General features: G+C 66.1%; 13 protein-coding genes and 1 pseudogene. 8 read left to right on the forward strand and 6 right to left on the reverse strand.

Translation table 11 applies throughout. From position 1 onward, the window contains the following. Window positions 1-599 precede the first annotated feature (599 nt). The gene (locus tag ON39_RS47150) at window positions 600-986 is read right to left on the reverse strand and encodes a VOC family protein (protein ID WP_083894348.1); all 387 of its coding nucleotides are present in this window, start codon (window positions 984-986) and stop codon (window positions 600-602) included. A 311-nt stretch (window positions 987-1297) separates the two neighbouring features. Here ON39_RS47150 and ON39_RS09660 point away from each other — a divergent pair, with 311 nt between their 5' ends. The 4 genes from ON39_RS09660 to ON39_RS09675 all read left to right on the forward strand — a co-directional run bounded on the left by ON39_RS09660 (window position 1298) and on the right by ON39_RS09675 (window position 4906). Further along, the gene (locus ON39_RS09660; protein WP_083894349.1) at window positions 1298-1759 is read left to right on the forward strand and encodes a GntR family transcriptional regulator; all 462 of its coding nucleotides are present in this window, start codon (window positions 1298-1300) and stop codon (window positions 1757-1759) included. A 42-nt stretch (window positions 1760-1801) separates the two neighbouring features. Next, a complete protein-coding gene (locus ON39_RS09665; protein WP_040733153.1) occupies window positions 1802-2893 on the forward strand; it encodes an IS630 family transposase in 1092 nt (363 codons plus the stop codon). A gap of 187 nt (window positions 2894-3080) precedes the next feature. Beyond that, entirely contained in the window at window positions 3081-3968 is an 888-nt protein-coding gene (locus tag ON39_RS09670) for an SDR family NAD(P)-dependent oxidoreductase (RefSeq protein ID WP_246003066.1), read from the forward strand. Further along, on the forward strand, window positions 3965-4906 hold the full coding sequence (locus ON39_RS09675; RefSeq protein ID WP_040733045.1) for an enoyl-CoA hydratase/isomerase family protein: 942 nt from the start codon (window positions 3965-3967) through the stop codon (window positions 4904-4906). The genes ON39_RS09670 and ON39_RS09675 overlap by 4 nt, the downstream gene beginning before the upstream one ends. A 2-nt stretch (window positions 4907-4908) precedes the next feature. Here ON39_RS09675 and ON39_RS09680 read toward each other — a convergent pair. Then, window positions 4909-6077 (reverse strand): annotated as a pseudogene (locus ON39_RS09680) (MFS transporter). 53 nt (window positions 6078-6130) lie between these two features. Between ON39_RS09680 and ON39_RS09685 the strand changes: the two are divergent. Next, window positions 6131-6859, forward strand: coding sequence for an AraC family transcriptional regulator (locus ON39_RS09685; protein ID WP_040733047.1), 729 nt, complete (start codon window positions 6131-6133; stop codon window positions 6857-6859). Between the two features lie 2 nt (window positions 6860-6861). Here the strand turns inward: ON39_RS09685 and ON39_RS09690 are convergent, their stop codons facing one another. Next, window positions 6862-7881 carry a crotonase/enoyl-CoA hydratase family protein gene (locus tag ON39_RS09690; RefSeq protein ID WP_040733048.1) on the reverse strand — a complete coding sequence of 340 codons (1020 nt, stop codon included), beginning with the start codon at window positions 7879-7881 and terminating at the stop codon, window positions 6862-6864. A gap of 85 nt (window positions 7882-7966) precedes the next feature. Here ON39_RS09690 and ON39_RS09695 point away from each other — a divergent pair, with 85 nt between their 5' ends. After that, window positions 7967-9598 (forward strand): acyl-CoA dehydrogenase family protein, encoded by a 1632-nt coding sequence (locus ON39_RS09695; RefSeq protein ID WP_040733049.1) that lies wholly within the window; start codon window positions 7967-7969, stop codon window positions 9596-9598. Window positions 9599-9631: 33 nt separating this feature from the next. Here the strand turns inward: ON39_RS09695 and ON39_RS09700 are convergent, their stop codons facing one another. The 3 genes from ON39_RS09700 to ON39_RS09710 all read right to left on the reverse strand — a co-directional run bounded on the left by ON39_RS09700 (window position 9632) and on the right by ON39_RS09710 (window position 11878). Continuing rightward, the gene (locus tag ON39_RS09700; RefSeq protein WP_040733156.1) at window positions 9632-10363 is read right to left on the reverse strand and encodes a PaaX family transcriptional regulator C-terminal domain-containing protein; all 732 of its coding nucleotides are present in this window, start codon (window positions 10361-10363) and stop codon (window positions 9632-9634) included. A 178-nt stretch (window positions 10364-10541) separates the two neighbouring features. Further along, window positions 10542-10874 carry a histone-like nucleoid-structuring protein Lsr2 gene (locus tag ON39_RS09705; protein WP_040733052.1) on the reverse strand — a complete coding sequence of 111 codons (333 nt, stop codon included), beginning with the start codon at window positions 10872-10874 and terminating at the stop codon, window positions 10542-10544. Between the two features lie 131 nt (window positions 10875-11005). Then, window positions 11006-11878 (reverse strand): LysR family transcriptional regulator ArgP, encoded by an 873-nt coding sequence (locus ON39_RS09710; protein WP_040733053.1) that lies wholly within the window; start codon window positions 11876-11878, stop codon window positions 11006-11008. Between the two features lie 73 nt (window positions 11879-11951). Between ON39_RS09710 and ON39_RS09715 the strand changes: the two genes are divergently transcribed. Beyond that, on the forward strand, window positions 11952-12584 hold the full coding sequence (locus ON39_RS09715; RefSeq protein ID WP_246003068.1) for a LysE/ArgO family amino acid transporter: 633 nt from the start codon (window positions 11952-11954) through the stop codon (window positions 12582-12584). A 183-nt stretch (window positions 12585-12767) separates the two neighbouring features. Beyond that, a complete protein-coding gene (gene mbp1, locus ON39_RS09720) occupies window positions 12768-13019 on the forward strand; it encodes a microaggregate-binding protein 1 (RefSeq protein WP_040733157.1) in 252 nt (83 codons plus the stop codon). The last annotated feature ends 29 nt before the right edge of the window (window positions 13020-13048 follow it).

Raw genomic sequence — 13048 nt, forward strand, 5'->3', positions numbered from 1 at the left:
AGTATGATATCGGTGTCGGGGATGGGCGTCAGCGCGTCGCGACCGGTATATCTGCTGCAAGCGTATCTGGGCACCAAATCTGCAGGCATTCCGCTCACGTGTGCGATCTCCAGACTCCAGCTCGATTGGGGGGCGGCGTTCCTCCTTTCTGGGGCAGCGTCACGAACGGCTTGGGCAATCATGCAGCGGTTGGATCGAAGCCAGCACGCGCGCACAGCTTTCGTCGCCGTGTGTTCGCCTAGGTTATGGCCTCGAAGCTCTGGCCACAGCCGCCACGACCGCGCTAGTGAAACTTGCAATAGGTCTAGAGGGGTGAAAATTGTCTATATGTGCACGTTCCTACTTGGGCATTCGGCACTCGCCGAGCGGTACGAAAAACTAGACGCTTCTCGTTGGGAGCTGACTGGTTCCGGCAAAGCTCCCTCAGGGCGAACGCTTCCATTTATGCTCAGACCGCAGTTGAGAGAATAAGCTTGTGAACAGGACACACTGCGGATCCGCAACCGGCGGGTTTCTGGTTCGAGTCCAGACCGGCATATGTGGCCGCTTTTCCAAGGTTATGTCAGGCGGATCGGCGCGATTCGCTTAGAAGTTAGCGATCACGGGTGGCGGGTTGCGAGGACGCAGAATTCGTTACCTTCGGGGTCTGCTAGGACGACCCAGGGGGCGTCTCCTTGGCCTACATCGGTGTGGTTGGCGCCCAGGGAGAGGAGGCGAGCTACTTCTTCGGATTGAGAGCGGTCGGTGGGGTTGATATCCAGGTGGAGGCGGTTTTTGGTGGTTTTGGGTTCGGGGACTTGGGCGAAGGTGAGGGTTGGAGGGATCGGGCCGAGGTGGGATTTGGGGTCGGGGAATTGAGGGGAGCCGATGGTGATCAGGTCGGGTTCTTCGGATTGGGTTTCGTAGTCGAGGACTGCGCACCAGACTTGGGCGAGGAGGGTGGGGTTGGTGCAGTCGATGGCTAGTTCGGTGAACTTGCTGGCCATGGCGGCTCCTCCGGAGGGGAGAGGCGGGTTTGGCAAAGGAGTCACGGTAGTCGTGGGGGCGGGTGGGCGCCTTTGAATTTGTGGCGGGGTTGGCGGGCTGTGGTGGCTGGGCGCGGGGAGGTTTCGAGGGCAGGGTCGGGTCCTCGGCGGTTCGTTGCGATCAAGCTGGTGTGCGGTGCACTCCGAATCCATGGTGCAAGCGAGTCGAGTAGCGGCTGTGGTGACGGCGGCGGGCGGCACAGCGTTCGCGGCGCGATCGGATTCGCCACCGTACCCTCGAACGCAGGACCGTAGACGAAGGGATTGACGGGATGGCCGAGCCGGCATACGTCACCATCGCCGAGGGGTATGCGCGGCAGATTCGCAATGGGGCACTCACGGATGAGGCTCAGCTGCCTAGTCATGCGGAACTTGCTGCACGACATGGGGTTTCACGCTCGGTAATTCGGCAGGCCATTCAGTTGCTGACCAGTCAGCAACTCGTACGGACGGTTCCGCGGCGCGGCACCTTTGTCATCGGCCAAAGGCCGGTAGCGAGGCCTGAAACCCCGGCACTGGATGACGATGTCGATGAGATCCGTGCGGTCGCCCATCCGATTCGTCGCGCACAACTCGCCGGCAATCTGATCACCCACTACCAGTTGCGCATCGCCGAACTCTCCGGCATTCGGCAGACCGCGATCGAGGACGCACACGACCATGGCATGAGCATCGCCGACATCGGCGAACGACTCGGCTTGAGCAACGGCCACCTTCCGAGGGTTAGCCGCTAGTGTGCTGAGTCGTTAATTCACACCCAGTTGTAGGGTGTGGTGGTGCCGACCCCGGGTCCGCGTGTCGCGGAGATCGTGTTGACCGAGTCCGAACGTGCCGAATTGAAGGGTTGGGTGCGGCGCCGCAAGACCTCTGCCGGGCTTGCGTTGCGGGCGAGGATCGTGTTGGCCGCTGCCGATGGTGGCTCGAATTCTGCTGTGGGGCAACGGATCGGGGTAGATCGTTCGACGGTGCGCAAGTGGCGTAACCGGTTCATCGAGCAGCGTTGTGACGGCTTGCTCGACGAACCGCGTCCGGGTCGGCCTCGGTTGGTCGGCGACGCGAGGATCGAGGCGTTGATCACCGCAACTCTGGAGACCACACCGAAGACCGCGACGCATTGGTCGACACGGTCGATGGCCGAGCATCTGGGTTTATCGCAGTCGATGGTGTCGCGGGTCTGGCGGGCGTTCGGGCTGGCTCCGCACAAGCAGGACTCGTGGAAACTGTCCACCGATCCGCTGTTCTGCGAGAAGGTCCGTGATGTGGTCGGGCTATATCTCGACCCGCCCGAGCGGGCACTGGTGCTGTGCGTGGATGAGAAGACCCAGATTCAGGCACTCAACCGCACCCAGCCGATCTTCCCCATGCTGCCAGGTACCCCCGCACGCGTCAGCCACGACTACGTCCGTCACGGCACATCCAGCCTCTACGCCGCGCTGGATCTGACCACTGGCAAGGTCATCGGATCGCTGCACGCCCGCCACCGCGCCACCGAATTCCTTGCCTTCCTGCGAAAAATCGACACCACCGTGCCCGCGGAACTCGACGTCCACCTGGTCCTCGACAACGCCTCCACCCATAAGACGCCCGCGGTAAAGCGTTGGCTTACAAGCCATCCCAGGTTCGTGCTGCACTTCACCCCGACCAGCAGCTCCTGGCTCAACCTCGTAGAACGCTGGTTCGCCGAACTGACCACCAAGAAACTACGACGCTCGACCCATCGATCCGTGCGCGAACTCAACAAAGACATCCGCGCCTGGATCGACGCCTGGAACGACAGCCCCCGACCCTACGTCTGGATCAAAACCGCCGACCAGATCCTCGAATCCATCGGCAACTACTGCCAACGAATTAACGACTCAGCACACTAGCCAGAATGCAGCGAAACCGGCTCCAACCGCTAGCCCGGCAATGCGATCGCGGCGGCGAGCGCCTCCTCGGTCGCACGAACTAAAGGTCTGTACCAATCCCCGGCTCCCAATTGTGCACGCGAACAGTCTTTTCGGGCATCGAGCCGAACCCCAAGATAGCGAGTGATCATTCTCTACTCTGACCAGAGTGGCACTGAAACGACTGCATAGCCAGCGGCTCGACGGCAAGGTGGCGGTGGTGACGGGCGCGGCGTCGGGAATCGGCGCGGCGACGGCGCTGGAACTCGCCCGCCGCGGTGCGCCGCTGGCGTTGGCCGATATCGACGAGATCGGCATGCAGGCGACCGCCGATCGGGTGGCGGGGTTGGGGGCGGAGGTCAGTACGCATGTGGTCGACGTCGGCGACCAGGACACGATCTACTACTTCGCCCATACCGTCGAAAGGCAATGGGGAAGAACGGATATCGTGATCAACAATGCCGGAGTCGGCGTGCTGGGCGACGGCGTGACGATCAGCGACGAGAGTCTGCGCTGGATCGTGGACATCAACTTCTGGGGCGTGGTGCACGGCACCCGCGCGTTCTTTCCGGTGCTGGAGCGAGCGGGCGGCGGCACCATCGTGAACGTGTCGAGCGTCTTCGGCCTTCTCGGCATGCCTTGCCAATCCGCCTACAGCGCAACCAACTTCGCGGTCTGCGGCTTCACCGAGTCGGTGCGGATGGAGTTGCGGCTGGCGGGGTCGCCGGTGCGGGTCATGGCGGTGCACCCGGGCGGTATTCGAACCAATATCGCGCGGTCCACCCGGATCGAGGGCACAGGTGTCGCCCGCGCGGAGTCCGCCTCGGCCAACGCCGAGATATTCGATCGGCTGGCGCGGACGACGCCGGAACAGGCAGCGTTGGCGATCGTCAATGGGATCCAAAGCGGCAGAACACGAGTGCGGATCGGTGCCGACGCGGTGCTGATGGACCTCGTTCAGCGCATGTTCCCCGTGGGATACCAGCGGATCATGACCGCGGCGATCCGATTCGGACTTCGCTTCGACCCGATGCTGAAAACCGAAGGGACATCATGATCCGTACCGACCGAGACGGCGCGGTCTTGACCGTGTGGCTCGACAACCCGCCTTACAACTTCCTCACCGGCGAGATCATGACGGCCCTCGCAGACTTGCTCACTTCACTCGAGGGAGACGACTCGGTTCGCGCCGTAATATTCACCAGTGCGGTCGAGGACGTATTCGTGAGCCACTACGACGTCGCCGAAATCCTCGAAGGCGCACAGGCTTCGCCGATCACCCTCACCCGCCGCAAAGCCGCCGCAGCCCTACACGCGAGCCGTGCCGCAGACCGTCTCCCCGGCGCACAGGCCGCCCTGGCTCGCGCGGGAGCCGGCGGCATCGCAGATCTGCGCCGCTATCACGAGGTGTGCCGCCGAATGCGTAACTCCGACAAGGTCTTCGTGGCCGCGCTCAACGGCCGCACCCTCGGCGGCGGCTGCGAGCTGGCGCTGTCTTGCGATATCCGCCTGATGGCCGACGGCCCCTACGAGATCGGCCAACCTGAGATCCTGGTGGGAATCATCCCGGGCGGCGGTGGCACGCAACTGCTTACGCGCGTGCTGGGCGCGGCGCGTGCGCTGGAACTGTGCCTGGAGGGCGCACCGATCACGCCCGCCCGCGCCCGTGACATCGGCCTCGTGCACCGTCTGGTCACACCGGCCGCACTGCAGAACGAGGCTCACCGCACCGCCGCCCGCCTCGCCCGCCGCTCACCGGTGGCCGTCGCGGCCCTCAAACGGGCCGTCTACGAGGGCGGCTCCGAAAGCCTAGACAGAGGAATGCATACCGAGCGCACCGGCTTCCTGGAGACCAGCTCGATCGAGACCGCCAAGCGCGCCATGGCCCGCTACCTCGAGGAAATCCGCGAGGTCGATCGCGACGGCCGTGACCTCGCCACCTTCATCGCCGACCGCCTGCCCCGCTGGATCGAGGGCAGCGTCGTCGAATTCTGAACTCACCCACGCTCATCGGGCCGGGGCAGGACCAGGGTGAGCCCGACCGCGGCGAGCGGCACGAAGCACATGACGGTCAAAACAGCCTGTGGCCCTGAGTGATCGGCGATCATGCCGAGCAACGGCACGAACAGTCCGCCGGCGCTCACCGCGAGCCCGAGGGTGACTCCGGCGGCAGTGCCCGGCCGACTCGGCAGATAGTCCTGCCCGAGCTTGACCAACACAGCGAACGGAATGTTCACGCACACACCGGTTATCGCAGCCACCGCGAGACCACTTGCGGACTCGGCACAAGCCGCAGCGCGGCGAGCGCGGGAAGTGCTGCGGCACTGCCGATTTGCAAGGTACGCAGCGTTCCGACGCGGTCCGCGATACGCCCACCGAGCAACGTGCCCGCCACACCACCCGCCATGAAGGCGGTCAACGCGGCCCCGCCGAGCGTGCGCGATCCACCGAGCGAGTTGATCCAGTACAGCGCGAGAAATGTGCTCAACCCGAACGAAATAATCGCGCGCACAACGGCAATGGCGGTCAAAACCAGAAACGGCATCCATCGATCACGGCCGCCGTTCGAGTTAGCGGTGTGGCCCACAGCAAGCTGCCGCAACTGATGCCGCCACAGCACGAATCCCATCAGTACCGCGGGCGGAATGAAGAACGCGGTGGCCCCGACGCCATAGGAGACGAGCGCCGGCGTCGCGAGCGCGGGCGCGAGGAAGAACCCGACGCTGCCGCCCGCCGCGAACAGGCTCATGGCCGACGCGCTGTTGCCCGCGTCCCGGCGCGCGTCCCGCCCGGCGGCCGGATGAAACGCGGCGACACCCACCCCGGACAGCAGCAACAACACCCACACCACGGGATACGTCGGCGCGAGCCCGGCCGCCCCGGCGCCGAGCCCGGCGACCGCCACCCCGACGGGCGCGAGCCACAGCAACCGCCACCGATCGGCGAGCAGGCCGAGAAAGGGCTGAGGCAGGGAACTGCCCAACGCCGCAGCCATGGCAAGGCCCGACGCGGCGACGTAGCTGTAGTCCCGCTCGAGCACGAAGAACGGAATACTCGCGGGCACCAAACCCTGATAGAAATCGTCCACCGCGTGCGCGATCACCCAGTACCGCATGCGTTTCCACGCGGATACCGTCGTCGGCCCCACAACCCCTGTACTCACCATATGAGCAGCCTAGGAAGGCGCGAGCCAGCAGGCTTCCGATAAACTGCCATGATATGTCGATCTTCAGCCAGGATTCGACGGTGGCGAAAACGCTCACAAACGGATCGCGCATCCCTCGCCACCACCACGCCGAGCATCAGATTGTCTACCCGAGCGAGGGCGTGGCGGAGGTGCGGACGGAGGCGGGCAGCTGGATCGCCCCGGCGGATCGGGCGATCTGGATCCCCGCCGGCTACCGGCACGAGCACCACTTCTACGGTCCGACGCGGTTCCACACAGTGGGCTTCCCGTCCGAGCTGGCTCCGGACTGGACGACGCCGTCGGTGCTCGCGGTCCTGCCGCTGGTCCGCGAGCTGATCATCACCTGCTCGACCTCGCCCGACCTGCCCGACGCCGAACTCGTCGCCCTGCGCCGGGTCCTGCTCGATCAGCTGCGCCGCAGCCCCGAACAGCCGCTGCGGTTGCCGGCCGCAAGCGACGAGCGCCTCCGAAAGGCTTGCGCCCTGGTCGAATTCGACCTCACCCAGGTGTGGACGCTGGCGGGGCTCGGCCGCGCGGTCGGCGCGGGCGAACGCACGCTGACGCGCCTGTTCCGCACCGAATTCGGCATGACCTACCCGCAGTGGCGCACCCAGCTGCGCCTGCACAACGCGGTGCAACTACTCGCCGAGCAGATACCGGTGACCGTGGTCGCGCACCGCTGTGGCTGGTCGTCGGCCAGCGCGTTCATCGAGGTCTACCGTCGCACGCTCGGCCATACCCCCGGCGCACGCCTGAAATAGACCTATTCCTCGAACTGCGCTCGCTTCCAGTCACCGTACGGCTCATCGCGTTCCCGCACCGCTTCCCGGAAACCTTCTGTCGCCGCACGCAATTGGAACGCGTAGCCCTCGCGCGTGTGCCGGGAGATGCCGTCGAAGACGGTGCTGATCATGCCGGAGTTCGCGACGCCCTGCGCCAGCAGTGCGCTGTTGAGCGCGAGTTTCGCCATCACGAGCTGGTTGATCGGCATCCTGGCGATGCGTTCGAGCAACGCCTCGGTGCGCTCGTCGAGTTCGTCGGCGGGCGTGGACTCGACGGCGAGCCCCCACTCCTCGGCCTGCTTGCCGGACAGGCAGTCGCCGGTGAACAGCAGGCGCTTGGCGCGCTGGTCGCCGAGGCGGTGCGCCCACATGCCCGCGGCGGGGATGCCCCAGACGCGGGTGGGCGGATAACCGATCTTGGTGTCGTCGGCGCAGATGATCTGGTCGGCGTAGAGCGCGATGTCGGTGCCGCCGGCGACGGCGAAGCCGTGCAGCTTGGCTACGGTCGGCTTGTTGGCGTGCAGCAGGCTGGAGAAGCCGCGGTTGAACCGGCTCATCATCGCGTAGTCGACCATGGGATCCCATGTGCCCCAAGGGTTGTGGTTGCGGGCCTGAACCACGGGATCCAGCACGGTGCCGGTGGGGGAGTCCGCGGGCTCGCCGGGATCGAAGCCGTTCTCGGCGAACAGCGACAGGTCGTAGCCGCCGCAGAAGCCCTTGCCGCGGCCGGAGACCACCATCACGTGCACGCGCGGGTCGAGGTCGGCCCGCTCGACCGCGTGCGCGAGCTCGACGGGGGTGTCGGAGGTGATCGCGTTGCCGTGCTCGGGGCGGTTGAAGGTTATCCGCGCGATGCGGCCGGTGACCTCGTAGGTGAGGGTGCGATAGGTGATCTCCGCCGGCGGCAGCGGGCGGTCGACCAACGGGGAGTCGGGGGCCTCGGTGAGTCCCTCGTACCAAGCGGCGGGGCGGGTACCGGAGTGATTCTCGAAATCTGACAAGTGGGATTCCTGACTAGGCGATGGTGAACTGCTGACAGATATTACATACTTGTGTCAATCGTCGGAACGCTGTAATACTGATTTCATGCCCACCCACGTGGTTACGAATCAGGTCCCCCCGCTCGTCGACTATGACGCCGCCGAGCAACCGGTGCTGCTCGAGGCTCTGCGCCGCGCGGGCGCCGAGCACGCCCTCGAAGAATTGCACGAGGTCGGCCGGTTGGCGGGCAGTGCGGAGGCTCTGGAACTCGGCGATCTGGCCGAGGCGCACCCGCCGATGCTGAAGACGCACGACCGTTACGGCAACCGGATCGATGAGGTCGTCTACGACCCCAGCTATCACACGCTGATGACGCACGCGGTCGGCTTCGGACTGCACGGCGCGGTGTGGGCGGACACCCGGCCGAATCCGCATCTGACGCGGGCCGCGAAGTTGAGCGTGTGGGGCCCCGTCGACGCCGGCCACGGCTGCCCGATCTCGATGACCTACGCCGTGGTGCCCGCGTTGCGCGCCGCCCCCGAGCTGGCCGCGCAGTACGAATCCCTCTTGTGCACAAAGGAATACGACCCCGGCCTGCGTGCGCCGCTGACCAAGCGCGGTCTGATCGCCGGGATGTCGATGACCGAGAAGCAGGGCGGCTCGGACGTTCGGGCCAACACGACCACCGCGACCCCGACGCCCGACGGAACCTATCGGATCACCGGGCACAAGTGGTTCACCTCCGCGCCGATGTCGGATGTGTTCCTGGTGCTCGCGCAGGCGCCGGGCGGGCTCTCCTGCTTCTTCGTCCCGCGCGTGCTGCCCGACGGCACCCGCAATACCTTTGCGCTGCAACGACTCAAGGACAAGCTGGGCAATCACTCCAACGCGAGCAGCGAGGTCGAGTACGACAACACGGTCGGCTGGCTGGTCGGCGACGAGGGCCGCGGCGTGCCGACGATCATCGAGATGGTCAACCTGACCCGCCTGGACTGCGTCCTCGGCACCGCGACCGGGATGCGCACCGGCGTCGCCGCGGCCGCGCACCACGCCGCGCACCGCAGCGCGTTCGGCGCGACGCTGGCCGACCAGCCCCTGATGCGCAATGTGCTCGCCGATCTGGCGATCGAAGCCGAGGCGGCGACCACGGTCGCGCTGTGGCTGGCCGACCTCACCGACCGTGCGACGGCGGGGGTGGACGGCGCCGATCGGTTGCGCCGTATCGCGTTGGCCGTGACCAAATACTATGTGTGCAAACGCGGCCCGATCCACGCCGCGGAGGCGCTGGAATGCTTGGGCGGCAACGGTTATGTGGAGGAATCGCGGATGCCTCGGCTCTATCGGGAGGCGCCGTTGATGTCGATCTGGGAGGGTTCGGGCAATGTCGCCGCCCTCGACACCCTGCGGGCGATGGCGAAACAGCCGGAAACGCTCGACGCCTATTTCGAGGAAGTCAAACACGCCGCGGGGGCGGACGCGCACCTCGATGCCGCGATCGCGCGGCTGGAACGGCAATTCGGTGACTTCGACACCATCCAGCATCGCGCCCGCCGCGTCGTCGGCGATATGGCGCAGGTACTTCAGGCCTCGTTGCTCGTGCGCCACGGTCATCCCGCCGTCGCGGACGCGTTCACCGTCAGCAGACTCGGCGGCGAGCACGGCGATGTTTTCGGCACCCTACCGACAGGTATCGACAGCGCCGCCATCATTCAGCGCGCGACACCCAAGACGGGTTAGCGGAAACCGGGCCGTGGCGTGCATCGATAGCCACTACACATCCGAAGTCGCGAGCAGATGCTCGGCGAATGCCATGAATTCGGTTCGGAACGCCGCGTATTCGTCGCGCAGGCGCGAACCGGGCCAGTCGGCGGGCAGCAGCGGATCCGGCAGCAGGGGGTCGTCGAGAATATGCCGTACCGCGGCCGCCGCCACCTCGAACCGCTCCCGCAACGAGGTCGAACTCGCGAACTCGCGCAGCAGCGACTCCGCCTCGCGGGCCCAAATCCGTGGCGCGAAAAGGGATTCCGCCATCGCGACCGGCGATTCCCGCGGCGTCGCGGTGAACACCGAAACTCGTCGGCTCGCCTCCGGCCCGAGCGCGATCTCGATGTTAGCGGGCCGGGTCCACACGCCCTCACGCAATTCACCGAGTTTGCGCGCGCGCATCGTGTCGCGGAAGGCGGTGCGCGCCGCGGCGTCCTCGCCGACGACGGTCACCACCGCCAAATACCATTCGCCGTCCCAGGTTTTCACCACGGGACTCACCGCGGCGTCCTGCCTGCGCTGACGCTCGATCAGCCGGTCGGAGAGCCGATAGACACCGGGCGCGCGTTCCAGATCGCCCATCGCGACCATCCGGGTGAGCGCCACCCGGACGGCCGATTGTTGCAGCCCGAGTTCCTCTGCCACGGAAACGATCCAGCTCACCGGTGCTTCCGCGGGATGCGCGCCGAGCAACGCACTCAGAATGGCCGACCGAGCGGTCAGCTTTCGTACGCGCATCGCCACACACCCGTCCTCTCCGAGTCGAGGCCGGCCGACGGCCGACGAACCCGAAATTCTACAGACGAGCCCACTATGACCCACCGGTCGCGCCGCGGGACAGCGCCCGCACGAAGTCCGCGGCGACCGCCGTGCACCGGCGATGGTTCGGGCCGAGGCGTCAATCGGCGTGGTACCGCTAGTTCGCGTTGTTATATGCCGCCACAATGTCGGCCGGGATCCGGCCTCGGGTCGATACGTTGTGCCCGTTCTTCCTGGCCCATTCGCGGATCGCGGCGGTTTGCTCGCGATCGGTCGCGGAAGTCGCTTTGCCGCTGCCTTTACGCTTCGCCCGGCCCGTCTTGCGCGCCTTTTCCGCCCACGGCTCCAGCGTCACGCGCAGCTTGCCCGCGTTCTTGGTGGACAGATCGATCTCGTAGGCCACGCCATCGATCGAAAATTGAACTGTTTCATTCGCTTTCGACTTGCCGTCGTAGTCGTCGACGAGGGTCACGGTGACTTTCTTGGCCATGGGATGCGTCCTTCGCGTAGTCACGAGTAATTGCTCGAAATACTAATACCGTATCGCATCCAACTCGGCGAGGAGAAAAGGACTGTGCCCCGAATGCGCGTGCATGTGCACGATCATCGGATACGCGGTAGTCAGCGCAGCGATTCCGCGGCGGTCGCGGCTATCGCGGCGGCCACCGCACTCAATGCCGGCGAGTCGAGCCGCCATTGCTGCCAGTACAGCGGGACATCGATGAATGCCTCGCCGTCGATGGCCACCAGCTCGGTGCGCCGATAATTGTGTGTTTGCAGGTCGGGCAACATGCCCCAGCCCAATCCGAGCCGAACCGCCGCCAGGTAACCGGCCGAGGACGGGACGTAATGGCGCGGCGGATCCAGCGGTTGGCGGCTGCGGCGGCGCAGATGGCGGTCTTGCAGATCGTCTTTTCGGTCGAATAGCACGACCGGCGCCGCGGCATAGGCCTTGGCGGTGGCGCCGTCGCCGAACCAGGTGCGCGCGAATCCGGGTTCGGCCATCGGCCGATAACGCATCGCGCCGAGCCGCTCGACCTTGCAGCCCTGCACCGGGACCGAGGTGGAGGTGATCGCGGCCATGACCGTGCCGTCGCGGAGCAGCCTGGTGGTGTGTTCCTCGTCCTCGCGGTGGATTTCGAAGCAGACCTCCGGCGGCGCGGCGGCGAGCGCGGGCAGCACCCAGGTCTCGAGCGAGTCGGCGTTGACGGCGATGGGCAGTCTGGTCGGCCGGCGCGCGTCGCCGAGTTCGCGAGCGGTGTCCCCGGCGAGCAGCTCGATCTGGCGCGCCAGCCGCAGCACGGCGAGCCCGGATTCGGTGGGGCACACCGGTTTTGTGCGCTGGACCAGCACGCGCCCCGCCGCGTCCTCGAGCGCCTTGATGCGCTGGCTCACCGCGGACGGCGTGATCCGCAGGCTCTTGGCGGCGGCGTCGAAGGTGCCCTCGGTGACCGCCGCGTTCAGCGCGCGGAGCTGATCCAACTGCAGGTCCATGTTAAGAAATCGTAATGGTAGTGCAGAAACTTTAGTTTGCCTGGAGATAACGAGCTGCCTAGCTTCGGTGGCTGTGGATGTTTCATCGGCCGCCTTGGCGGCCCTCTCCGGTCTGGGTTTCGGGCTGTCGCTGATCGTGGCGATCGGCGCGCAGAACGCGTTCGTGCTGCGGCAAGGGGTGCAGGGGCAGCACATCTTCGCGGTGGTGACGGTGTGCGCGCTGTCGGATGTGGTGTTGATCGCGGCGGGCGTCGGGGGATTCGGCGTCGTCGTGCAATCGGTGCCCGCGGTGTTGACGGTGGTGCGGTACGCGGGCGCGGCGTTTCTGCTCGGGTACGCCGTTCTCGCGGCCCGCCGGGCGTTCGCGTCGTCGGCGCTGACCGCGGGTCCGGCGGGCACGACGGTCGCGCTCGGCGCCACGGTCGCCACGTGCCTGGCGCTGACCTGGCTCAACCCGCACGTCTACCTGGACACCGTGGTCCTGCTCGGCTCCTTCGCCAATACCTATGCCAGCCCTGACCGCTGGTTTCTCGGCGCGGGCGCGATGCTCGGCAGCATCGTCTGGTTCACGGCGCTCGGCTACGGCGCCCGGCTGCTCGGACCGTTGTTCGCCCGTCCGATCGCGTGGCGCGTGCTGGATTCGGCCATCGCTGTGGTGATGACGCTGCTGGCGCTCGGTTTGTTGCTCGCGGGTTTCTCGTCGTGAGGTTCGACAACAACTCGAGGTTTGCCGACTGGCCGGTGATGAGTGTTGTTCTGCGAGAACAGAGTTGACCGGCTCTGCGGCGTGATGCGAGACACAGCCTCGATGATGTCCCGTGCTGATTGACGCCGAGGGGGCCGGGTATGCGGCGAATGACCGCCCACACCGCGAGTTGGAGGAGTGATCATGACCAAGCACGACAGTGGACCGCGCGAGGCCGTCGAGGGCGTCGTCGAAGACGTCAAGGGCAAGGCCAAGGAGGCCGCGGGCATCGTGACGGGCAACGAGGGCCTGAAGAGCGAGGGCCGCGCCCAGCAGGACAAGGCCGAATCCGAGCGCGAGGCCGCCAAGAAGGAGGCCGAGGCCGAGAAGGCCCGCGCCGAGGCCAACCTGGACGAGGCCAAGCAGAGCGCCTACGAGAGCGGCAAGGACTCCTAGTCGATACAGCTTTCGGCGGCGCGGGACGC

It is taken from the genome of Nocardia tenerifensis NBRC 101015 (assembly GCF_000308715.1).
GTDB classification, from domain to species: Bacteria; Actinomycetota; Actinomycetes; order Mycobacteriales; family Mycobacteriaceae; genus Nocardia; species Nocardia tenerifensis.